The sequence below is a fragment of the Neisseria perflava genome (assembly GCF_002863305.2).
Taxonomy (GTDB): Bacteria; Pseudomonadota; Gammaproteobacteria; order Burkholderiales; family Neisseriaceae; genus Neisseria; species Neisseria perflava_A.
Window position 1 is genome coordinate 782,249 of the sequence record NZ_CP136962.1, and the last position, 23,156, is coordinate 805,404.

The following is a 23,156-nucleotide window of genomic DNA, read 5'->3' on the forward strand; positions in this document are numbered from 1 at the left end:
TGATGTTCCTTTGTAGTGCGATGTAGTTTTTATTTATGGAAACAAATTTAAAAAATAAAACCGGTCTTGTCAAACACTTTTTTCAAAAAAATTATAAAAAATTCAGTTATTAATAAACGATTTTTTTGCAACAAATGTAAAAAACGGACAGGCAGCACCACATCAAATCCTTATGTGGCCTAGCTTCTGTCCGTTTTATTCTTTTGGCTTATAGTCAGAATGATTGTAAACAATCTGTCTAAAAATAATTTATAATTGATTCATTTATAAAGAACTTTTAAATATACGTCTGAAAAAATTAAAATTTTTGCCTTTAAATTTTCAGACGGCCTTTGCATGATGACTACTCTGCACTAAATGCCGTCTGAAAAGTTTGTTTGCCAATAGTAATGTCGGCAGTGTAATCATGGCGGCCTTCGACGCAAAACGGCAAACGGATTTGCGCAGCCTGCCAACTTTGTGGCGATTGTTGCGTCAGGTTATAGCGGTTGAAACCCATATCCATGTTTTTCATACTGAAACTGATACTGACCGCGCCCGTATTCTTCGGCACATTCTCCACCACAATATCAAACGGCTCGTGCGTATTGATAGAGGTCGCACGCACTTTTGAACCGTCAGGCAGGACGCAGCCTTGTATTAAATTACATTCGACTACATTCGCTTTTATCTGTTGCCGCTGCCACCAATCCAAAAGCAGCAGTTTGGCCGCCGCAAACACAATCAGTAAAACAGCGGCAATCAGTAGTTTTTGATTTTTACTCATTTCAGACGGCCTCAATGTCATTATCGGTCAAAACGGCATGCGCACCCATGCTCTGCCACTGTTCGCGATAAATGGAGACCATGCTTTCCGGAGCCGCCACAATCAGCGGCATCGCCACGCCTTGTGCCAAAATATCGACAACTTGCTTGGCTGCCGCTTCATTCGCCACTTTCCAAACGACAGCATCGGCATTTTGCACCTGCTGCCATTGTTCGGCGTTTTCAATGATTGGCCACACGCTGGGCGCTTCTATCGGTTCGCCTTGTTGCCAATCGGCAAAATCCAGCAATACGGCAGATGCGGTTTGATGCTGAGCCGACATATACGGCACAACATGATATTCGCCCATGCTGTTTTGACCGCTCAAGCCGCTTTTCAGACGGCCTTGAAGCTGGCGCGGAATAGAGAGGGAACGTAATAATGCGCTATTGGCAGGCAACATCGGCGCAACGGTAAAATCCCCTGCCTTTTGCCATGCCCATTTCTGCCCTTCCCTCGATTGGATTTCTCCCGTCCATTGGTCAGCTTCCACCCATAAAAAATGCAGGCGTACATGTGCGTGTTCGTAGGAATGGACTTTGGTCAGCCACGGCGTAGCGGCAAGGATACGGATGCCGAGTTCTTCTTCAAACTCGCGCTGCAAGGCTTGGAAGTTGGTTTCGCCCGCTTCGACTTTGCCGCCTGCAAATTCCCAATAACCGGCATACGGTTTGCCCTCTGGGCGGGAACTGAGCAGGTAGCGGCCGTTTTGGTCGAGTAAAATTCCGGCAACCACTTGCACCAATGGACGTGTGTCTTCAGTCATCATGAGATTATTCTTATATGCGGCAGGCAGTGATACCTGCCAATTTATACGTACAAAAACGATGTCGGGCCTATACGCCCGACCTTCAACAAATACCTAACCCTTCAGGCCGTCTGAAAAGGATTTTCTATTTCAGACTACTTAAATCCGGCCTTATTTTTCCGCAATGACAAAAGCCATAACGGTATCCTCTTCATCGCTCATACTGAGATGGCAACTTCGGATACCCTGCTCTTCCAACCATTTGGTCAAAGCCGGTGCAAAAAATAACTCAGGTTTGCCTAATGCGTCATGTCCGACACCGATATTGCGGAAAGACACTACGCCGCGTATGCCCGTACCGACGGCTTTGGCAAAAGCCTCTTTGGCGGCAAAGCGTTTGGCAAGATAGTTGACCGGTTTGCCTGCCTGCGGAAACTCCAACAGCTCTTCCGGGCTGAGAATGCGTTGCGCAAATGCCAGTCCGAATTTTTTGTTCAGGCGGATAATGCGTTTGAGGGAAACAATGTCTGTACCGATTCCGTAAATCATGGGTCTGCTCCTTGTTTAAATAGTCAGGCCGTCTGAAAGTGTGAATACCGGCCAAAGCAAACCGCTTTAGCCGGTATGGCTGATGCCGTTAAGGCAGCATTCTGGCTCTGAACATGACTTCCTTCATTTGGCGGACTGCTTCAGGCAGGCCGAGGAAGAGTGCTTGGGAAATCAGCGAATGGCCGATGTTCAGTTCGCGGATGGCGAGGATTTGAGCAATCGGCGTAACGTTGTGAATGGTCAGGCCGTGTCCGGCATTGACGACCAAACCCAAATCGCTGGCGTAATGCGCGCCGTTTTGAATCCGCTCGAATTGTTTCATTTGCTCGGTGTGGCTGTGCGCATCGGCATACGCACCGGTGTGCAACTCAATAACGGGTGCGCCGACATCATAAGCGGCTTGGATTTGCGCGTTGTCGGCATCGATAAACAAGGACACGCGGATGCCTGCGTCGGTCAAGATTTTAGTAAACTCGGCCACTTTATCCTGTTGCGCCAATACGTCCAAACCGCCTTCGGTGGTTACTTCTTGACGTTTTTCAGGCACGAGGCACACATCTTCCGGCATGACGTTGAGCGCGTTTTCCAGCATTTCTTCCGTCAGCGCCATTTCCAAATTCAGGCGCGTGCGGATGGCGTTTTTAACGGCAAACACGTCCGCATCTTTAATATGGCGGCGGTCTTCACGCAAGTGCATGGTAATCAAATCTGCGCCGTGGGTTTCTGCAATCAGCGCCGCTTCGACAGGGCTGGGATAAATCGTACCGCGCGCATTGCGGACGGTGGCAATATGGTCGATGTTTACGCCTAACAACATAATAATGTCCTTTCATTAAGGTTTCAGACGGCCTGAGCCTTTACCTATCAAATGCCGTCTGAAAAAATTCAACTGCCCAAGCCAAACTGCTGCAACTGCTGCAAAACCTGCCGAGACTTGATGCCCTCGGGTAGAAGGTTGTCAATCAAAAGCCGCGTTACTTTCAAAGCCTGCCCAAGACTTTCCTGATGAACGAAACTGCCTTCCCTCAAATCGATTAAAGTCGCGCCCAATATGGCAACGCCCTTATTGAGCGCATGGAAGCGGTCGGCCTCGGTCAAGGGTACCACAGCCTCTTCCGGCGTGAGCCAATACGTTTCTTCGCCGTTGATTTCCTTACCGTTGCCGTCATGGAACAAATCGGGGGCAAAGCCCAAGCGTGTCAGCAGCGTCCATTCAAAACGGCGCAAAGCGGCAATGTGGTTGGCCTCGCAACAAATGGTTTTCATGGTTTCCGCCAAAACATCGTAAAGCTCGGGCAACGGATCTTCGCGGACGGTCAATTTCAGCATTAACTCGTTCACATACAATCCGCTAAACAAAGCCCTGCCCTGCGGCTGCGGCCAACCTCCTATCCATTCGGCGCGATGCAGGGTCTTCAACTCTTGCGAACCATACCAAGATGCGCTCACCGGCACAAACGGCACCAATACGCCGCGCAATTCACTCTGTCGTTTACGCGCGCTTCTGGCCAACAAAGCCACCCGTCCATAACGGCGACTGAAAGCCTCCACCCACAAGCTGCTCTCGCGCCAAGGGGCGGAAGCAAGCAGAAAGACAGGTTCGTGGTTGATGCGGTTTGGTTGCGCCATAAGGGTTTGGAAAGATAAAGATTGTGTTGATTATAACGGAAAATCGATGCAAAAAGGCCGTCTGAAAGTCTACCTTCTATAAAGGCCGTCTGAAAACCTTTATAATCCGTTTTGAATGAACAACCGACTTTCCTGTGTTTATGCCGAAATTCCCTTTTAAATCCGCCCTTTCCCTACTCTCCGCAGCCCTATTATCCGCCTGCTCGCTGGTGAAATATCAGCCTCTTGCCGGTATTGATACGGTCGACCTGCAACGCGGCTACCGCTTTGAAACCAGCCAACTTCAGCGCAACAACGAAGACGATACGCTTATTGTATTGATGTTCTCCGGCGGCGGTACGCGCGCGGCAGCCTTAGGCTATGGCGTGTTGGAGCAGCTTCATAAGCAACAGATTACCATCGGCGGCAAAAAACAGTCTTTGATGTCGAATGTCGATGTGGTGGTCGGCGTATCTGGCGGCTCGGTTTTGGCGGCTTATTTTGCACTCAAGGGCGAAGAAACCATTCCCTTGTTTTATAAACGTTTCCTACACCAAAACTTCCAACGCCAAGTCGTCAAACAGGCATTCTCCATGTCCAATCTGCCCCGACTGGCCTCGCCTGAATACGGACGCGGCGATCTGTTGCAGGAGCAGTTTGAAAACTACCTTTTCGGCAAAACCACTTTCCGCGATTTGGAAAAAAATGCCAAGGGCCCGTTTGCCATCATTTCCGCCACCGATATGGGCATAGGCGAGCGTTTCAATTTCACGCAGGAATATTTCGACCCGATGTGTATCGACTTGGGCGACTTGCGACTTGCCCGCGCCGTCGCAGCTTCAAGCTCCGTGCCTATGGTATTTGCACCGATTACCCTAAACAACAACGGCGGACGCTGCAGCTACACGCCGCCGATCAAAATCGAAGATGCAGACGACAGCGAAACAGGCAGACAACAAAGCCGCACCATAAAAGAATTTTACGAGCGCTTCCAAAAATACGCAGACGGGAAAAACCGACCCTACATCCACCTGATAGACGGCGGCCTGACCGACAATCTGGGTATGCGCAGCCTTTTGGATATGACGGAAATGTACCCGGAAAAAATCCTGACAAACAAAATCCTGCAAAACAACATCCGCCATATCGTCGTCATCAACGTCAATGCGCAAAACCAAGTCAGCAGCAATTTGGACAAAACCGCGGCCGTTCCCGGTTTCCGCGACGTCGTCTCCTCCATCGTCAATATCCCCATTGACCAAAACTCGCAAGAATCCCTACGCCGTTTCCGTGCCTTTGTCGATCAGTGGAATAAAGACAAACAGACCGACGGCATCAGCTTCTCCTTCGTCAGCCTCAACCTCAAAGACCTCCCTCCTTCCGAGTTGAGGGAAAAAGTATTGAATATCCCGACCAGTTTCTATCTGCCACCGGAAGATGTGGACAACCTGCGCACCGCCGCCGCCGAACTGATGAAGCAGTCGCTGGACTATCGCAATCTGCTGGCAGAGTTTGCGGCGCACCCAAATCCAGACATCATCTTCGCAGCCCCACCTCCTGATGCGCAAGAATTCAAGCCATTGAACGAAAAAGAAAAGCAGTAGCAATCTGTTCCATAAAGTATTGCTCTGTTAAAATAGACAAATAGATTTCAACCCCTTCAGACGGCCTCAGAGATAAAGGCCGTCTGAAAAAAATATCAAAAACAGAATACAACCATGACCGAAAAAACCACGCCTATCGTTACCGATATTGACCGCCCTATTCTCGTTCCGCCCGGCGGCCATAAAAAAGTCCTGCTGCATTCCTGCTGCGCCCCATGTTCCGGCGAAGTGATGGAAGCCATGCTTGCCAGCGGCATCGACTACACCATTTATTTTTACAACCCCAATATCCATCCGCACAAAGAATATATGTTGCGCAAAGAAGAAAACATGCGCTTTGCGGACAAATTCGGTATCCCCTTTGTCGATAAAGACGACGACTACGAAAACGACCGTAAAGAATGGTTCGCCAAAGCCAAAGGCATGGAATTTGAACCTGAACGCGGTATCCGCTGCACCATGTGTTTCGACATGCGTTTTGAAAAAGCAGCGCAATACGCCCATGAAAACGGCTTTCATGTTTTCACCAGCTCACTGGGCATTTCACGCTGGAAAGACATGAAACAAATTAATGGCTGCGGCCATCGCGCCGCCGAGCCGTACGATGACTTGGTTTATTGGGATTTCAACTGGCGCAAAGGCGGCGGCAGCGCACGCATGATTGAAATCAGCAAACGCGAACATTTCTACCAACAAGAATACTGCGGATGCGCCTACTCCCTGCGCGACTCCAATGCCCACCGCAAATCGCAAGGCCGCATCCCCATCAAGCTGGGCGTGTTGTATTACGGTGATGAATCCACTCAATACGAGCCTCAAGCCGAAAACAAAATCATCGTTGAGAAATAAATATCAAAGGCCGTCTGAAATATTCAGACGGCCTTTATTCAAATCAGCCGATTAACGGCGTCGGAATTTGCCGTGATCAAAATCATCAAATGCCCGATAAGCGGCTTGGCATTGGATTTTTTGCTCGGCATAAGGCAAACCACGGAACGCTTTTGCCGCTTTACGGTTTTCCCTCAACTCGGCCTTGTTGCCCTTGTAGCGATACCAAGCGGCACGGCGCTCAAGGTATTGCTTGCAGGCAGGATGCAATTTGTTTTTCTTCGCTGGCTGGTGTTTGCTCACATGAGGGCCATGCGGCTTGGCCGCCACCTCGGCAGAATAAGCACCCAAACTCAATATGGCAATCGCCGCCAGTGCGGAACCTAAATTTTTCAGCATCAACATGATTCTTCTCCTAAATAGTTTTTCCATTATATGTTTCGCCTGAGCACTGGCAAAACGCCCATTTTTTATATGATAAAAAATGTGGTTAATTACTACATCATACTACTTGCTTTGCAAAATTTAACACACCTTCCATTTAGACGAAATCTAAATATAAATCTCTTTATTTCATAAGCCTCTAGAAAATTTTTGAACAAATGTGATGCAAACACAAAATAATGCCTGACCGCCACAAACCCACATAAAACCTAGCCTGAGCCATTCCCCTCTTTAATCAACCCCCGAAAAAAGCGCATTGTCAAGTCTAGTTAAACAAAGAAAAATACATTATATTGTGCCGTTCAAAGCAATCAAATACCGTATCTTGTGTTTTTTAATGGGAAGACTGAATAATGAATGCAGCAACGAATATTAAAGTAACCAAACGCGACGGACGCTTGGAAGATATCGATTTAGACAAAATCCACCGTGTTGTTACTTGGGCGGCGGAAGGCTTACAAAACGTCTCCGTATCGCAAGTCGAGCTCAAATCACATATTCAGTTTTACAACGGTATCCGTACCGACGACATCCATGAGACCATCATCAAGGCCGCAGCCGACCTGATCTCACAAGACACGCCCGATTATCAATATCTGGCCGCCCGCCTCGCCATTTTCCACCTGCGCAAAATTGCTTACGGCGAGTTCGAACCGCCTCACCTCTACGATCACGTTAAAAAACTGACCGAGGCAGGCAAATACGACCGCCACATCATCGAAGATTACAGCCGCGAAGAATTCGACGAGCTGAATGCCTATATCGACCACAGCCGCGACATGACCTTCTCTTATGCTGCCGTGAAACAGCTGGAAGGCAAATATCTGGTTCAAAACCGCGTTACTCGCCAAATTTATGAAACACCGCAGTTCTTATACATTTTGGTAGCGATGTGTCTCTTCAGCAAATACCCGAAAGAGACCCGTTTGGATTACGTCAAACGCTTTTACGACGCCGTTTCCACATTCAAAGTATCGCTGCCTACGCCTATCATGAGCGGCGTGCGTACGCCTACCCGTCAATTCTCAAGCTGCGTGTTGATTGAATGCGACGACAGCCTCGACTCCATCAACGCCACCACCAGCGCGATTGTGAAATACGTTTCCCAACGAGCAGGCATCGGCATCAACGCCGGCCGTATTCGCGGCTTGGGCAGTGAAATCCGTGGCGGTGAAGCACAACACACCGGCTGTATCCCATTCTTCAAAATGTTCCAAGCGGCTGTTAAGTCCTGCTCGCAAGGCGGCGTACGCGGCGGCGCGGCAACCTTGTTCTACCCATTGTGGCACATTGAAGCCGAAAGCCTGTTGGTATTGAAAAACAACCGCGGCGTGGAAGACAACCGCATCCGCCAACTGGACTACGGCGTACAAATCAACCGCCTGCTGTACACCCGTTTGATCAAAGGCGGCAACATTACCCTGTTCTCGCCGAATGAAGTTCCAGGTTTGTATGATGCCTTCTTCGCCGATCAAGACGAATTCGAGCGTCTCTACACTCAATACGAGCAAGACCCAAACATCCGCAAACGCACTTTGCCGGCAACAGAATTGTTCTCTACCCTGATGCAGGAGCGCGCCGGTACCGGTCGTATCTACATCCAAAACGTTGACCACTGCAACACGCACAGTCCCTTTGATCCACACGTTGCGCCTGTTCATCAGTCCAACTTGTGCATGGAAATTGCCCTGCCGACCAAACCGCTGGACAACATCAATGATCCGAACGGCGAAATTGCCTTGTGTACCTTGTCCGCCTTCAACTTGGGCGCATTGAACAACTTGGACGAACTGGAAGAGCTTGCCGATTTGACCGTACGCGCACTTGATGCCCTGTTGGATTATCAAGACTATCCGGTTGCAGCAGCACGCACCGCAACCATGAACCGCCGCACACTCGGCATCGGCGTTATCAACTACGCCTACTATTTGGCGAAAAACGGCGTACGTTACAGCGACGACTCCGCGCTCGGCCTGACCCACCGCACCTTTGAAGCCATGCAGTATTACCTGCTCAAAGCATCGGTAAACCTTGCCAAAGAATACGGCGCATGCCCGCTGTTTAACCAAACTGTTTATTCGCAAGGCAAACTGCCTATCGATACCTACAAAAAAGACTTGGATGCCGTGTGCAGCGAGCCTTTGCACTACGACTGGGAAAGCCTGCGCGCCGACATCGTCAAATACGGCCTGCGCAACTCTACCCTGACCGCACTCATGCCGTCTGAAACCAGTTCGCAAATCGCCAACGCCACCAACGGCATCGAGCCTCCACGCGGCCTGGTCAGTGTTAAAGCATCAAAAGACGGTATTTTGAAACAAGTCGTACCAGAATTTGAAACCCTGAAAGATGCCTACGAAACCCTGTGGCAGCTTCCCGGCAACGAAGGCTACCTGAAACTCGTCGGCGTAATGCAGAAATTTGTCGATCAATCAATTTCTGCCAATACTGCCTACGACCCGAACAAATTTGAAGGCAGCAAAGTTTCCATGAAACAAATGCTGAAAGACCTTCTGACTGCCTATAAATACGGCGTCAAAACCCTGTACTACCATAACACCCGCGATGGTGCGGACGATACGCAAGCCGATATTCAAGATGACGGCTGCGCAGGTGGGGCTTGTAAGATTTGATAAGGTGGATTTTCAGACGATCTTTAGAGTTTAAAAGGTCGTCTGAAAATAAAACAAAGGATGGAAGAAAGTGTCTAATGCTTATTATGATAATCCAGCACAAAGATTATTGAAAATTATTAAAAAAGCTAAAGGAGTTCCATCACTTCGTACTTCAAGAGGTGCGTGGATGGAGATTTTAAATCTAACTAACGATGAAGCTAGTGATCATAATATTCTATTTTCGATTAGCAAAGTTATAAATTTAATTGAGGAAATTAATAACTATTTCCAAGTAAATGAACCTGACTATATCGAACATTGTCAGAATTGGATGGGAAACATATTGTTTTTTCTTGGTAAATCGGTAGAGTTAGATAGACAATGGGGTGATGTCATTTGTTATTTAGATGAAAATATGACTTCATATCTTTATTCTTCTGTTAAGATTATTAATGCTAATTTTGAAAAAAATCAACTTTCATTTTTGAAAAAAATTGATGAAAGTGAACTAATTGAAATAAATAATTCTATAAAAAACATATATCAGGACATATTAATTTCTGAAAATATAGAAGACAATGTTAAGTCTTCTATTCTAAAATATCTTTTGCGTCTTATTGAATCCATTGATCAATATGCAATTACTGGTTCTGAAGCTATTATCGAAGTTCTAGAAAATACTGTTGGTCATATGTATTTCAACCATGAATATAAAGAATTCATGAGCAATACAGAAACTGGTAAGAATCTCCTTTCTAAAATGGGAGAAATTGCAAAAAAAGTTACCTGTTTTACAGGGATTTTAGAGTTAGCCAATAAGAGTTTTGAATTAATTGAAAATATTAAAGATTTTAATAATTGATAAGTATGTTTTAGATAAAATAGATAAATTTCACAATATTAATATTACCATTTTAAGTTAATCTAAAAAGAGTTCCCCATGTCCTGCGAACACCTAGTCATGTCATACAGCACCTTTTCCAAAACCAAAAACGACGCGCTTAAAGAGCCGATGTTTTTCGGTCAGCCGGTAAATGTCGCTCGTTATGACCAGCAGAAATACGAAGTATTTGAAAAACTGATCGAAAAACAATTGTCTTTCTTCTGGCGTCCGGAAGAAATCGACGTGTCGCGCGACCGTATCGACTACGCCAATCTGCCCGAACACGAAAAACATATTTTCATCAGCAATCTGAAATACCAAACCCTGCTCGATTCGATCCAAGGCCGCAGCCCGAATGTTGCGTTCTTGCCTTTGGTGTCTATTCCCGAGCTGGAAACTTGGATTGAAACGTGGAGCTTCAGCGAAACCATCCACTCGCGCAGCTACACTCATATCATCCGCAATATCGTGAATGATCCGTCAGTCGTGTTCGATGATATTGTGCAAAATAAATACATCATCGCCCGCGCTGAAGATATTGCCTGCTATTACGATGATTTAATTGAAGACACCCAGTATTACAATCTCTTGGGTGAAGGCACGCACAATGTCGGCGGCAAGCTTGTTACCGTATCTTTGCGCGAGTTGAAGAAAAAACTCTATCTCTGCCTGATGTGCGTCAACGTATTGGAAGCCATCCGCTTCTACGTTTCATTCGCCTGCTCTTTCGCCTTTGCCGAGCGCGAGTTGATGGAAGGCAACGCCAAAATCATCAAACTGATTGCCCGTGACGAAGCCCTGCACCTGACCAGCACCCAGCATATGCTCAACCTGATGCGCGCCGGTGTTGACGACCCTGAGATGGCGGAAATCGCCGTCGAATTGCAGGACGAATGTTTCAAACTCTTCAAAAAAGCGGCGGAGCAGGAAAAAGAATGGGCGGCCTATCTGTTTAAAGACGGTTCCATGATTGGCCTGAACAAAGAAATTCTGGCTCAATACGTTGAATACATTACCAATTTGCGTATGCAGGCGGTTGGCCTTCCTGCCGGATTTGAAGGTGCGACCCAAAATCCGATTCCTTGGATCAACGCATGGCTGTCTTCTGACAATGTACAGGTTGCGCCGCAGGAAGTGGAAATTTCTTCTTACTTAATCGGTCAGATTGATTCGGAAGTCAGCGCGGACGATTTGGGCGATTTCGAGCTGTAAACCGCGTTTCAGACGGCCTTTGGGCGTAACCGGCCGTCTGAAAATCTCTTTTCAATCCTCAAGGTATAACCAAAAATGAAGATTTATGGCGACATTGCGGTAAAAGCAGCTGAATCATATTCTAAATATGAAGATATGGAACAAGCTTGGACAGAGATTGCGGCATCATTTCCCATCAAGGAGTCAATTAGAAAAAAAGGATGCCCAAAGAATGCATTTTTGGGATTGTGTCGTGCGGGGTTGGTTAAAGGAATCAACCCGGAAAAAGTCAAAACCAAACATTCCAAAAACGGAGAATATGCCGTTGCAGCGGTCAGCCTTTTAAAAAATGATCCCGAATGGGCAAATCAGAAAAAATCCGTTTTCTGGCGCGAAATTGTGGGTAATGAAAAAAAATATAACAGCCAGCTTCATGTCGTTTTGGCCTTGTGGAAAAAAGGCTTGATTATTTGAATTTATATATTTAAGGCCGTCTGAAACATTGTTCAGACGGCCTCTATGCCCTAAAACACACATGGCACTCATTAGCACACACGACAAAACCTTCCAACTCCAACAAGGCGAAACCTTATTGGAGGGCTTGGAGCGCACTGGACACGAAGTTGAATACCAATGCCGCAGCGGTTATTGCGGTTCATGCCGGGTTAAAATCTTGGATGGGAAAGTCTCTTATGATAATTTTCCACTCGCTTTTGTCGCGCCCGGAGAAATTTTGCCGTGCTGCTGCCGGGTTACTGAAGACATCAAGCTTGATTGTCGTGAGCGCATCAAAGAGCCGGATTTATTTGATGTCGATTTATTTGAAGACAAATAAAAATGCCGTCTGAACATTGTGGCCGAAATCTTTGATTTCATTTCCACCGTTCAGACGGCATTTTGTTTTGTATGGTCAAGCTTATTTACGTTCGCCAATCGGCAAAACAGTACGGCCGAAAGATTCGTTGATAACCTCTGCCGCTGCCAAGTAGAACGCACCAAGTGCAGTTACCAAGCCTAAGCAACCGCCGATATGGACGATGCTATGATTTTCCATGCCGTCGCCAATACCTAGTGCAAAGAAAGTCAGTGTCAAGCAAAAGAAAATACCGCTCAATACTTTAGGCTTGGTTAAGGTGGCCACAAACATCATCAGCGAAAACATACCCCATACGCAGAGATACCAACCGATAAATGCCGGGGCTGTTTCACCTTTAAAAAAGATGGTAAACAAAGCCCATGTCCACCAGAATGCGCCATAGCTGATAAAAGCGGTAAAGCCAAACGTATTACCTTTCTTAAACTCAAACATACCGGCAATAACTTGGGCGATACCACCAAAGGCAAGAGCCATGCCCAAAACTAAGCCGACACCCTCTTGAGCAGTAAAAAAGCCGCCGTTAATCAGACTGAGCAACCAAGTTGTCAATGCAAAGCCACACAGGCCTACTGGACCTGGGTTCGCCAGGTTTTCTTTAGTAGTAGTCATTTTATTTCTCCTCTGGTTATTAAAATAGGAAACCCATTGTTACCTATTTTATTTAAAATTAAAAGAAATAAATTTAAAAAAATCAGGCCGTCTGAAAAATATTTTTCAGACGGCCTTGAATATTAATAATTAAACTATCCCAAAATCGCTAAGATTTTCCTTAATTCGTTGGCATCAATTTGGCCGGGGGCCGACGTTTTTCCTGCAGCACCAAAGGTAACGGCCGAGCCGAAAGTCGAGCCGGCCAAGCGGCTGACGGCTCCGGTTTGACCCATGGACATAGTAATAATCGGGCGGTCGATAATTTGTGAAACATCATATGTTGCCTGCAATAAAGTCAATACATCTTGCGGCGATTGCGGCATGACGGCAATTTTGCAGATATCCGCGCCCCACTCGGCCATTGTTTTCAGACGGCCTGTAATGTCTACTAAAGACGGCGTGGCCTGGAAATCGTGATTGCAAAGTAAGGCGGCAGTCTGATACTCATGCGCCAAAGCAATGGTTTGTTTTACGCCGCCTTCCTCGGCAAAAAGCTCGATGTCGATAATATCGGCTTGTTTGGAACGGATGATTTTTTCCAATAATTCAAAATAATAGTCGTCAGAACAAGGCATATTACCACCCTCTTGCGCCCTTCTAAACGTAAACAGCAAAGGCTTGTCAGGAAAAGCCTGTCGGACAATGCCTAATTGCTCGACAATAAAATCGGCATTAAGCGCTTTTTGGAAAAAATCCGCACGAAATTCAATAATGTCAAAAGCCGTCTCTTTCAATACGCGCAAAGCCTGCTCCAATTCCTGCGTATTGGCAGCCACCAGCGGCACGGCAATTTTAGGCAGACCTTTGCCGATCTCGATATTTTTGATGATGACAGATTTCATATTGTTCCTTTTTGCTGTTCAAGCCAATCAGTGCAGATGCTCGTAAATGGTTTCCGCCAAGGCTTTGCTGATACCTTCCACTTTTTCTAAATCCTCGCGGCTGGCGGCAATCACGCCGCGCAGGCCACCGAATCGGGTGAGCAATGCTTGGCGGCGTTTGCTGCCGATGCCGGGGATTTCGCTGAGTGAGGAAGTAACGCGTGCTTTGTCGCGTTTTTTGCGGTGGCCTGTAATGGCAAAGCGGTGCGATTCATCGCGTACGGTTTGCAATAAATGTAAAGCCGGGCTGTTGGGCGGCAGGCGGAAAACTTCTCCGGTAAAAGGCAGTATGAGTTCTTCCATGCCGGCTTTGCGCTCGGGGCCTTTTGCGATACCGACCAAGGGGATGTGCAGCCCGAGTTCTTCCCATACCGATACGGCTACGCCGATTTGTCCTTTGCCGCCGTCAATCAACACGACATCCGGCCATTTGACGGCCTCGCCGTTGGCTTCGGCTTCCTGCATTTTGCCGTAGCGGCGCGTCAACACTTCGCGCATGGCGGCGTAGTCGTCGCCGGGTTTGGCAGTCGTGATGTTGTAGCGGCGGTATTGCGAAGGCTGGATGTTTTGCTCATCGTACACAACGCAGGACGCAATCGTGGCTTCGCCTTGCGTGTGGCTGATGTCGAAGCATTCAAGGCGGTTGAGGCCGTCTGAATCCATGCCGAGGATTTTGGCCAGTTCGTCGATGCGGTGTTGCTGGCTGCTTTGTTGCAAGCGGCGTTGGGCAATCGCCATTTGTGCGTTTTGCTCCGCCATTTTCAACCAAACTTTGCGTTCGCCTATGGTTTTGGTCACGAACTGCATCTGCTTGCCGTGTTCGCCTTCCAAGGCCTCTTTCAGCGCATCGGGGACGGGGAAGTTGCTGATGATGATGTCGGGTTTGCTTTTGCCCAGATAGTGTTGGGCGACAAAGGCTTCGGCGTAGTCTTGTCCGTTTGGTTCGGGGTCGTTTTTGGTGTCGGGGAAAAAGCTTTTATCGCCGACATGCCGTCCGCCACGGATGCTGACCCAGTGTACGCAGACCAGGCCGTCTGAAACCGCCAGCGCAAGTAAATCGATATCGTTGGGATTGTTCGGATTTTTGCTGTCGATAAACTGATTGCTCTGCATGATGCCGAGCGCTTGGATTTGATCGCGGTAACGGACAGCTTCCTCAAATTGCAGATTGGCGGCGGCGGTTTGCATTTTGTGTTGCAAGGTGCGCGTCAGCTCGTCGGTTTTGCCATTGAGGAAAGTCGCGGCTTCACGCACGCTGTCGCGATATTCTTCTTCGCTGATATAGCCGACACAAGGCGCGGTACAGCGTTTGATTTGGTAAAGCAGGCAAGGACGGTCGCGGTGTTCAAACACGCTGTCTTCGCAGGTACGCAACATAAATACTTTTTGCAACACTTGAATGCTGTCGCGCACGGCGTTGCTGTTCGGATACGGGCCGAAATATTGGTTGGGCTTTTTCAGCGTGCCACGGTAATACGCCATTTGCGGATATTGATGGCCGCTGAGCATCAGATAAGGATAGCTTTTGTCATCGCGGAAAAGGATATTGTATTTCGGCGACAGGGCTTTAATGAAGTTGTTTTCGAGAATCAGTGCTTCGGCTTCGGAACGCGTGATGGTGGTTTCGATGTGGTGAACCTGTTTTACCATCAATGCGATGCGCGGCGAATGGTCGTTTTTTTGGAAATAGCTGGAAACGCGCCGCTTGAGATTGACCGCTTTGCCGACATACAAAACATTGTTGTCTTCGTCAAAAAAACGGTACACGCCAGGTAGATTGGGCAGATTTTTTAGGAAAAGAGGTAAATCGAACGGTTCGGTTGCGCTCACGGGATTTTCTTTTGGAATAAGCAGGCCGTCTGAAAATGTTTCAGACGGCCTTTTTCATTGACGTTTAAGATTCTTGAGACGGAGTATCTTCAGTTTCTACCACTTGGTTTTCAGCTGCATCGGTTTCTAAAGCGGCTTCATCTTCAGCCTCTTCGGCCACGCGTTCCAAGCTGACCAAGGTTTCGCCTTCATCCAGATTAATCAGACGCACGCCTGCGGCAGCTCGGCCGGTCTCACGGATTTGCTCAACTTTGGTACGAATCAGGACGCCGCCGCTGGTAATCAGCATCAGGTCGTCGGTTTCGCTGACCAAAGTGGCGGCAACCAAATCGCCGTTGCGCTCGCCGGTATTGATGGCGATATTGCCTTGGCCGCCTTTGTTTTTACGGCTGTAATCGGCAATTGGGGTACGTTTGCCATAGCCGTTTGCCGTAGCGGTCAATACTTGCAAATCGCTTTGCTCGGCTTCGGGAGCGAAGGTAATCAGGCTGACAATCTTGCCATCGGCCGGCAGGCGCATACCGCGCAGGCCGCCGCTGCCGCGACCGGACGGACGGACACCATGTTTGCCGCTTGGCAATGCGTTTTCGGCATTTTCATCATCCAGGCCGTCTGAATCTTCGTTTTCGGTTTCGATATCGGCATCTTCTGCTTCATCGTTACCAGATTTTTCCCAATATTCGTTAAATCGGATGGCTTTGCCCAAGTTGGAGAACAACATAATGTCGTCCGCACCGCCGGTTTGCGCTGCACCGACCAAGTAATCGCCTTCTTTAAGCGCGATGGCTTTGATGCCTTGGCTGCGGACGTTTTTAAACGCAGACAGCTGGACTTTTTTCACCATGCCTTGTGCAGTGGCGAAGAAGACGTATTGGTCTTCCGGGAACTCGCGGACGGCCAAGATGGCGCTGACTTTTTCGCCTTCTTCCAATTGGATGACGTTGTTAATCGGACGGCCGCGGCTGTTGCGACCGCCTTCCGGCAGTTTGTAAACCTTAATCCAGTGGCACTTGCCCAAATTGGTGAAGCACATCAAATAATCATGCGTATTGGCAACGAACAAGGTTTCGATAAAGTCTTCGTCTTTGGTGGCCGCTGCCTGTTTACCGCGGCCGCCGCGACGCTGCGCCTGATAATCGGTTGTCGGCTGGGTTTTGATGTAGCCGCCATGAGTCAGGGTAACGACCATTTCGCGTTGCGGAATCAGGTCTTCATCGGCAATGTCACCGCCAAACGGATTGATTTCGCTGCGACGCTCATCGCCGAAGTTGGCTTTAATGTCTGCCAATTCTTCGCGGATTATTTGGGTAACGCGTTCAGGTTTGGAAAGAATATCCACAAAATCAATGATTTTGCTCATCAGATTTTTATATTCGCCGACAATTTCTTCCTGATCCAGGCCGGTCAGGTTGCGCAGGCTCATGCGCAGGATGGCATCGGCTTGCAATTCGCTCAGGTAATAGCCTTGACTGTGCAGACCCAAATTTTCAGGCAAGCCTTCAGGGCGCATCATTTGCAGGTCTAAATCAGTGCGGCTGAGCATATCTTCAACCAAACTGCTGCGCCATGGGCGGGACAGCAATTTTTCTTTGGCTTCCGGCGCATTGGCAGATTCTTTAATCAGACGGATGATTTCGTCGATATTGGACAAAGCCACCGCTTTACCTTCGGCAATATGGCCTTCATGACGCGCTTTTTTCAGGCGGAACAAAGTACGGCGGGTAACGACTTCGCGACGGTGGCGCAGGAATTCGGACAGGATTTGTTTCAGGTTCAGCAAGCGCGGCTGGCCGTCAACCAAGGCCACCATATTAATACCGAAACTGTCTTGCAGCTGGGTCAGTTTGTAGAGTTGGTTCAAAACGACTTCGGCATTTTCATTGCGTTTTAATTCGATTACAACACGCATACCGGATTTGTCGGACTCGTCGCGCAGATCGGATACGCCTTCCAACGTTTTTTCGCGCACCAATTCGCCGATTTTCTCAACCAGCTTGGCTTTGTTTACTTGATATGGGATTTCATCGATAACGATGGCTTCGCGCTCACCGTTTTTACCGATAGGCTCGATATGGGTTTTACCGCGCATCACCACGCGGCCACGGCCGGTTTTATAGCCTTCGCGCACGCCGCTCAAGCCGTAAATAGTCGCACCGGTTGGGAAATCGGGCGCTTGGATAATGTTGATCAGCTCGTCGATTTCAGTTTCAGGCTCATCCAACAAACGCAGGCAGGCATTGATGGTATCGCCCAAATTGTGCGGCGGGATATTGGTTGCCATACCGACGGCAATACCGGACGAACCGTTTACCAACAGCGCAGGGAAGCGGGTCGGCAATACCAGCGGCTCATGTTCGCTGCCGTCATAGTTGGGGCCGAAGTTGACGGTTTCTTCTTCAATATCCGCCAGCATTTCATGGGAAATTTTTTCCATGCGGATTTCGGTATAACGCATGGCTGCTGCAGCCAAGCCGTCGACAGAACCAAAGTTGCCCTGACCGTCAATCAGCACATAACGCATGGAGAAGTCTTGTGCCATGCGGACGATTGTGTCGTAAACGGCTATATCGCCGTGAGGATGGTATTTACCGATAACGTCGCCGACGATACGCGCCGATTTTTTATAGGCGGAATTCCAGTTATTTTTCAACTCGTGCATCGCGTACAACACGCGGCGGTGTACCGGCTTGAGACCGTCACGGACATCCGGCAGGGCTCGTCCCACAATCACGCTCATGGCGTAATCGAGGTAGCTCTTGCGCATTTCGTCTTCAAGGCTGACAGGCAGGGTTTCAAGTGCAAATTTATGGTCGTTGCGGATGGTTGCGTCGGTCATGATTATCTGTAATTTCGTATGGCAAAAATCTTGTTGATTCTACCACAAAACAAGCGGTTTGAGACCTTTGCAAAATTCCCCAAAATCCCCTAAATGTCTTGGTAGGAATTTAGGGGATTTTGGGGAATTTTGGGGAATTTTGCAAAGGTCTCTTGTTGTCAAAGTCTCCAGTTATTTCAATAAGCAATTTGTGCCATCTAGTTTTATTCTCCATATTCAGGCGAACGCCAGTTAATTCTACACATATCTTTATTAGAAATTTCTTTATGAGTTAATCCTGTCAGACATTCTCTTTCCCAATCTAAACATTCCTGTTTAGAAAAAGAAAAGCCAATTGTTTTTTCAGGATGATTTGTCAAAATATTACGGCAGTCTTTCCTAATCCATTCTGCAAACTGATCATCCACATTCTCATAATGTGGTAAATACATATAGCAGAACTTCTTCTCGTTCTTTGCCATACATGCCGTCAGCGGATCTGCTTTCTCACGCCCCTTCCATCCCACCTCGCCAGCCATTGCGCTACCTAATACGAATTCCACCTGATGGTTCGGGTAAAACACCACCGTAATGTCTTCGGGTTTCGTATATTCAGGCAATTGCGCCGTATAACGGTACGTCGTCTCGTCGTCAATCGCACCCGACCCCTCCTGCCATAAAACGGTATATTTCAGATCCGGCCGCCACTTGGCGGGAAGGTTCACACAACAATTAATGCCGCCTCCCGCAAGGGTGGTCAGGTTGTCACCGCCAATGGGATAATAACCGTCCATATCGATGGGATTGTTCGGATTCTCCTTGATTTGCGGATCGGCTTCACCACCCACATCGTAAAGACTGAAGGTAACGCCCCTATCGGCGTTGTAATTGACGCTGCGGACGGAAACAGGGATATCGCCAGATGGTTTGGGATCTGTCTGCAAGCAGGAGGACAAGAAAAGGGGAAGCAGTATACAGGGATAAAGTTGCATTTGTTCGTATCTGATTAATCAAGATTGATAAAATGAACACCAGGAGGTGCAGTACCTGGCTATTCGGATAACGGTAACCTGGTTTTAACATCTACCCCTGCTTTATCCGCCAGCTTCTTGAGCAGTTCATCAGAGGGTTTTGGTGGTTCATTTCCCTCTACCCAGCGTTGAAAGGCAATTTTGCCGTCCCATTCGGGTAAAGGTGCCGGCGGTAGCGGAACGATATCGTCCAAATCAGGAACGGTCGGCGACATGAAGTCGTAATCTGAAAGATAGGTATTAATGATGTCGTAACGACGGGCGCGTTCTAAGTCAAATTTTAAGTCTAAATAATATGAAGTACCTTCAGAAGTATTTGCGTTATCTCTTCCAAAACCTTGAGAAATCAAGCTAGCCGACATTGAGTTTCCATTCTTGACTCCTTGATGAAATGTCTTTACTGCTTCGTTGTACCTTTTCCTCCCTTGTAAATTAATCCCTAAATTAACAGAGGCATCTCCCTGCCCCTGTTCAGAGGCGCATTGATAGATTTTCCGCATCAAATCCAGTCGGAACTCCCGTGTCGGTTCGTCATCAACCCAAGCTATTTTTTCCGCCAGTGCATATTGCGCCTCCCTGTTACCCATATCCGCAGCCTTGCGCAAAAATGCCAGCTCACTGTCGGAGGGCGCACTGACACCGTAGCCGTCTTCAATATAGCCTTTGAGCAGATAGTAGGCGGTAGCTGGAAGTTGTTTGTGCAGCATTTTATACAACTTGTGAACTTCAGTTTCAGCCTCAATATAGGGAACCTTCGTCCAACCGTCGCTGAGCAGGAACTGCAGTCGTACGTTTGCCTTATAATCGCCATTAGCGGCTGCAATACGGTAATACGGCAACAGTTCATCCCAAAAACCGTCTCCTCTTTGGCCTGGCCACATATGGTTCAAATCACGGTGCAGCGCGTAGTTGTAGAGTTGCTGTGTTTCCTCGGACAGAGGTGGGCGTTTTTCATGCACGCAGGTAAATTCTAGGTTCTTTTTGATTTCTTCAATGGTCTTCAAGGTTTCTTTCTTCCGTTGCTTTTCTTGCCACTTTTCCCCTATGCTGCAATACGCGGGTTTAACCTGACCGTTTGCACCGCCTATATGGATGGGATTGCATTGCAACCAAAGGAGAAACCAAATAAACATTGCTGCCAGACAGCCTAAGATAATCAGGGTGTATTTGAGGGGTTTGTTCATGATGGTCAGTCCAATCGGGAAGTGTCGGTCTTCGGGCGTAAAAATTCGCACAAGGGATGCAATTTCCGCAAACCTTGGCGTAATTTGTGCTTTTCAATGGATATGTTCAATTCTGTATCTACGTTATCAGTCTAATCTCTACTCAACCGGCTTTAAAGTCGGCAGAACCGTATCCCAGATAGCCAGCACTTCGGCTTCGCTACGCTTCGTTCCGTCTTTCTTCTCGGTACCAAACTGCATCATGATGCGCGGATTGCCACCGTCTCGTTCCCAAATCAACATATATTTATTGCCGTCCCATTTGATCAGTTTTTCCGTACCCGACATGCCGTTAATGGTACGCTGGCCTTGGCGAATGGTGCGGTAGCCTGTGATTTTAAAGATTTTTGCCAATGCGCTTTTTTCGGAAACCAAGTCGCGTTCGAGCAGGGCTGGCCCACTCGGCTGCAGCACCGCGCCATGCAGTATTTCCAGCCACATATCGGTCTGTCTGACAAAGCGTACACCGGTATTTGCTTTAAAGGGTTTACTGCCGTCGTCGGCGATGAAGCCCCGGATCAGGCAGATGCCATTTTGGTTCAGCACTTCGTATTCCTGCCGTTCGCGCAAGCATTTGACAAAGTCGGAGCAGTATTTTTTTCTCCATTCCGTCGAGCATTTCTTTTTCTTTCGCCTTTCAGTTGGCAGGCTCTTTGCCATTATTAGAAGGGATATAGAAATAGCCGCTGGAGTGTGGAGATTAGTGAAATACGGCGGAACATAATTTTCCTTGGTGATAAACTGGCCGGCAATTAAGGTATGACAATGAGTTTGATATAGTATCTTTCATGATGTCGATGGTAAAGGGGTAAGATTAACGGGAAGAAAGCAGTCTGAAAGGCAGTTTCAGGTAATTTAAAATCCTAGCTCATCCTATTTCATTAAGCCCGTAATCAGTGATAGAGTAGCAGTCTATGAGTTGCAGGTGGTTGGTATCATGATAAGCTCCTTACTCTCTACCCTATTCCACTAACCAATAATTAAGTGGTAGAGTTACGGCAAGATTAAACTGCCAAATTTATCTTATAAACCTATTGATTCTATACCAAAAATTGGAGTACTATGAGCACACTCTCTAGAGTATCATTAACTCTCAGTTAACAATCAGGAACAAAAAGCGATTTTGATGTGGGAATAGGGAAAACATCCTTAATTTATATTATGTTAAATTCATAACTCTACTATTTTAGTCTGCTAATTCCTGTTTCTTTCAGTAGTACAATCACTTACAGAATCTAAAAACAAAAAGGCCGTCTGAAATTTTCAGACGGCCTTTTACTATTGGGCTTCATTAAAATAAAATACCATTAAGCTACTTACGATGGTCTTTCTGATATTTATCTAAATCTAAATGAAGGGATAACAAGCAAGTCCCCTCCGTCATCCCTGCTGATTAGTCTCCACAAAGTCTGCGCCAGCAAATCTTCAGGCTTGGGCACATCAGGAAAAGGCTTTCCTCTTTCCAAATGTATAGCTTCCCCATTATGGTTGAACGGCTGCCATACTCCGCTGTATGGCACACGGACGGTTTCGCCGTTTTCCACCAGTATCGGCGCAGTTTTAACGGCTTTTACCGCCGGGTTCAATACGCCATCCTTCATATTCGGGTTGTCCCAGCGGTGTGTCCAGTAATAGGTTTTGACGGCATCAAAATGGGGCGCGTCGTAAAGGTGGTGCAGGCGGTTGGGAACGGCTTTGATGACCGGCCTTAAGGCTTCGTTCAATGCCTGGTAATTCAAAGGCAGCGGTTCTCCGGCATCTCCGACGTCGGGCAGTTCGTCGATTCTGATGGCGGAAACGCCGTTTGCCTGCGTTTTGACCTATTGCTCCGCCAGCCGCGCCCATACCTGCGGCTCGATACGAATGAATAGGGATTTGCCTAGAATGGTGTACCAAGCGATGCTTTTAGCTGCATCCTTATAATCCCTTAATCCTGCATAAGCATTGCAGTTGGGCATCACATTATAGTAATGGGTGGCAACCTGGTATTCGTGCGGCTCCCATTCGTCGGGATCATAGGGCAAAATACATTCTAATCCCGCGTAGCCGTGCAGCACGTCGAATTGTGCGCACAGGTAATCCACCCACTCTTCAAATTCCGCCCGTTTGGTTTCATCCTTCAGCCAACCTATGGGAAAGGCCAAACTCAAATAGCTGAGGAGATTGTATTCGAGTTCTCCTGTCAGAGATGTGGTCAGAGTGGAGCAATGGTAGTCCGGGGCATAATCGCTTTTTCTTTCCGAACTAATATGGGCTTCTAATCTTTCATCCCATTGGGCTGTTTTTTGGCTTTTCTCCATACTTTTTTTCAAATTTCGCAGCACTGAATTTGACAAATCTTTGATGTTCTTCAAAGAACAAACCGTTCAGATACTCGTCATATTGCGCTTGATATCTTTTGAACACATCCAATACGTTCCGCTGCCCACTTTCACTCCCGCCGCCGTAGAAATATATAGTAATGCCCAACCCCATCTTGGCATACAGCCTGTGTTCGTCGTCGTACAGTTCGCAACGCTGCGCATTAAACATAATGTTGTTCAAACGATTTTTTTGTTCTTGAGGGGGTATGT

General features: G+C 47.6%; 23 protein-coding genes. 7 read left to right on the plus strand and 16 right to left on the minus strand.

The annotated features are described in order from the left end of the window. Positions 1 to 343: 343 nt before the first annotated feature. From CYJ98_RS03540 to recO, 5 genes are all read right to left on the minus strand, one after another. Complete coding sequence (locus tag CYJ98_RS03540) at positions 344 to 766, minus strand: hypothetical protein (protein ID WP_101756272.1); 423 nt, start codon at positions 764 to 766, stop codon at positions 344 to 346. A 1-nt stretch (position 767) separates the two neighbouring features. Then, positions 768 to 1,571, minus strand: a complete 804-nt coding sequence (locus tag CYJ98_RS03545) for an NUDIX domain-containing protein (RefSeq protein ID WP_180947884.1) — start codon at positions 1,569 to 1,571, stop codon at positions 768 to 770. 153 nt (positions 1,572 to 1,724) lie between these two features. Beyond that, a complete protein-coding gene (gene acpS, locus CYJ98_RS03550; RefSeq protein WP_003686416.1) occupies positions 1,725 to 2,102 on the minus strand; it encodes a holo-ACP synthase in 378 nt (125 codons plus the stop codon). A gap of 88 nt (positions 2,103 to 2,190) precedes the next feature. Then, positions 2,191 to 2,919: a pyridoxine 5'-phosphate synthase gene (gene pdxJ / locus CYJ98_RS03555; RefSeq protein WP_101756274.1), complete on the minus strand. Its 729-nt coding sequence runs from the start codon at positions 2,917 to 2,919 to the stop codon at positions 2,191 to 2,193. 68 nt (positions 2,920 to 2,987) lie between these two features. Next, entirely contained in the window at positions 2,988 to 3,731 is a 744-nt protein-coding gene (gene recO, locus CYJ98_RS03560; RefSeq protein ID WP_101756275.1) for a DNA repair protein RecO, read from the minus strand. A gap of 140 nt (positions 3,732 to 3,871) precedes the next feature. Between recO and CYJ98_RS03565 the strand changes: the two genes are divergently transcribed. Together CYJ98_RS03565 and CYJ98_RS03570 are read left to right on the plus strand one after the other, a co-directional pair. Further along, on the plus strand, positions 3,872 to 5,314 hold the full coding sequence (locus CYJ98_RS03565; protein WP_101756276.1) for a patatin-like phospholipase family protein: 1,443 nt from the start codon (positions 3,872 to 3,874) through the stop codon (positions 5,312 to 5,314). Positions 5,315 to 5,428: 114 nt separating this feature from the next. Further along, positions 5,429 to 6,163: an epoxyqueuosine reductase QueH gene (locus CYJ98_RS03570; protein WP_101756277.1), complete on the plus strand. Its 735-nt coding sequence runs from the start codon at positions 5,429 to 5,431 to the stop codon at positions 6,161 to 6,163. Positions 6,164 to 6,214: 51 nt separating this feature from the next. Here CYJ98_RS03570 and CYJ98_RS03575 read toward each other — a convergent pair whose 3' ends face one another. Continuing rightward, the gene (locus CYJ98_RS03575) at positions 6,215 to 6,547 is read right to left on the minus strand and encodes a hypothetical protein (RefSeq protein WP_049349442.1); all 333 of its coding nucleotides are present in this window, start codon (positions 6,545 to 6,547) and stop codon (positions 6,215 to 6,217) included. 392 nt (positions 6,548 to 6,939) lie between these two features. Here CYJ98_RS03575 and nrdA point away from each other — a divergent pair, with 392 nt between their 5' ends. The 5 genes from nrdA to yfaE all read left to right on the plus strand — a co-directional run bounded on the left by nrdA (position 6,940) and on the right by yfaE (position 12,110). Further along, a complete protein-coding gene (gene nrdA, locus CYJ98_RS03580) occupies positions 6,940 to 9,219 on the plus strand; it encodes a class 1a ribonucleoside-diphosphate reductase subunit alpha (RefSeq protein ID WP_101756278.1) in 2,280 nt (759 codons plus the stop codon). 70 nt (positions 9,220 to 9,289) lie between these two features. Beyond that, the gene (locus CYJ98_RS03585) at positions 9,290 to 10,063 is read left to right on the plus strand and encodes a hypothetical protein (protein ID WP_143485315.1); all 774 of its coding nucleotides are present in this window, start codon (positions 9,290 to 9,292) and stop codon (positions 10,061 to 10,063) included. A gap of 99 nt (positions 10,064 to 10,162) precedes the next feature. Further along, positions 10,163 to 11,296, plus strand: a complete 1,134-nt coding sequence (gene nrdB, locus CYJ98_RS03590; RefSeq protein WP_101756280.1) for a class Ia ribonucleoside-diphosphate reductase subunit beta — start codon at positions 10,163 to 10,165, stop codon at positions 11,294 to 11,296. A 75-nt stretch (positions 11,297 to 11,371) separates the two neighbouring features. Continuing rightward, positions 11,372 to 11,749, plus strand: a complete 378-nt coding sequence (locus tag CYJ98_RS03595; RefSeq protein ID WP_101756281.1) for a DUF6979 family protein — start codon at positions 11,372 to 11,374, stop codon at positions 11,747 to 11,749. Positions 11,750 to 11,810: 61 nt separating this feature from the next. After that, positions 11,811 to 12,110 (plus strand): class I ribonucleotide reductase maintenance protein YfaE, encoded by a 300-nt coding sequence (gene yfaE, locus CYJ98_RS03600; protein WP_003686421.1) that lies wholly within the window; start codon positions 11,811 to 11,813, stop codon positions 12,108 to 12,110. A gap of 81 nt (positions 12,111 to 12,191) precedes the next feature. Here the strand turns inward: yfaE and CYJ98_RS03605 are convergent, their stop codons facing one another. From CYJ98_RS03605 to CYJ98_RS03650, 10 genes are all read right to left on the minus strand, one after another. After that, on the minus strand, positions 12,192 to 12,761 hold the full coding sequence (locus CYJ98_RS03605) for an acetate uptake transporter (protein ID WP_101756282.1): 570 nt from the start codon (positions 12,759 to 12,761) through the stop codon (positions 12,192 to 12,194). A 134-nt stretch (positions 12,762 to 12,895) separates the two neighbouring features. Then, positions 12,896 to 13,645: a type I 3-dehydroquinate dehydratase gene (gene aroD / locus CYJ98_RS03610; protein ID WP_070711945.1), complete on the minus strand. Its 750-nt coding sequence runs from the start codon at positions 13,643 to 13,645 to the stop codon at positions 12,896 to 12,898. A 27-nt stretch (positions 13,646 to 13,672) separates the two neighbouring features. Next, a complete protein-coding gene (gene uvrC / locus CYJ98_RS03615; protein ID WP_101756283.1) occupies positions 13,673 to 15,514 on the minus strand; it encodes an excinuclease ABC subunit UvrC in 1,842 nt (613 codons plus the stop codon). A gap of 64 nt (positions 15,515 to 15,578) precedes the next feature. After that, on the minus strand, positions 15,579 to 18,350 hold the full coding sequence (gene gyrA / locus CYJ98_RS03620; RefSeq protein WP_101756284.1) for a DNA gyrase subunit A: 2,772 nt from the start codon (positions 18,348 to 18,350) through the stop codon (positions 15,579 to 15,581). 203 nt (positions 18,351 to 18,553) lie between these two features. Continuing rightward, positions 18,554 to 19,321, minus strand: a complete 768-nt coding sequence (locus CYJ98_RS03625; protein WP_101756285.1) for a DUF3304 domain-containing protein — start codon at positions 19,319 to 19,321, stop codon at positions 18,554 to 18,556. Between the two features lie 59 nt (positions 19,322 to 19,380). Beyond that, positions 19,381 to 20,544, minus strand: a complete 1,164-nt coding sequence (locus CYJ98_RS03630; RefSeq protein ID WP_101756286.1) for a DUF6396 domain-containing protein — start codon at positions 20,542 to 20,544, stop codon at positions 19,381 to 19,383. Between the two features lie 138 nt (positions 20,545 to 20,682). Next, positions 20,683 to 21,129 (minus strand): T6SS immunity protein Tli4 family protein, encoded by a 447-nt coding sequence (locus CYJ98_RS03635; protein ID WP_240315433.1) that lies wholly within the window; start codon positions 21,127 to 21,129, stop codon positions 20,683 to 20,685. 791 nt (positions 21,130 to 21,920) lie between these two features. Next, the gene (locus CYJ98_RS03640) at positions 21,921 to 22,322 is read right to left on the minus strand and encodes a hypothetical protein (RefSeq protein ID WP_101756287.1); all 402 of its coding nucleotides are present in this window, start codon (positions 22,320 to 22,322) and stop codon (positions 21,921 to 21,923) included. Between the two features lie 81 nt (positions 22,323 to 22,403). Continuing rightward, positions 22,404 to 22,883, minus strand: coding sequence for a type VI immunity family protein (locus CYJ98_RS03645; protein WP_101756288.1), 480 nt, complete (start codon positions 22,881 to 22,883; stop codon positions 22,404 to 22,406). Then, positions 22,849 to 23,127: a hypothetical protein gene (locus tag CYJ98_RS03650; protein WP_162817326.1), complete on the minus strand. Its 279-nt coding sequence runs from the start codon at positions 23,125 to 23,127 to the stop codon at positions 22,849 to 22,851. Before CYJ98_RS03650 ends, CYJ98_RS03645 begins: the two co-directional genes overlap by 35 nt. Positions 23,128 to 23,156 lie beyond the last annotated feature (29 nt).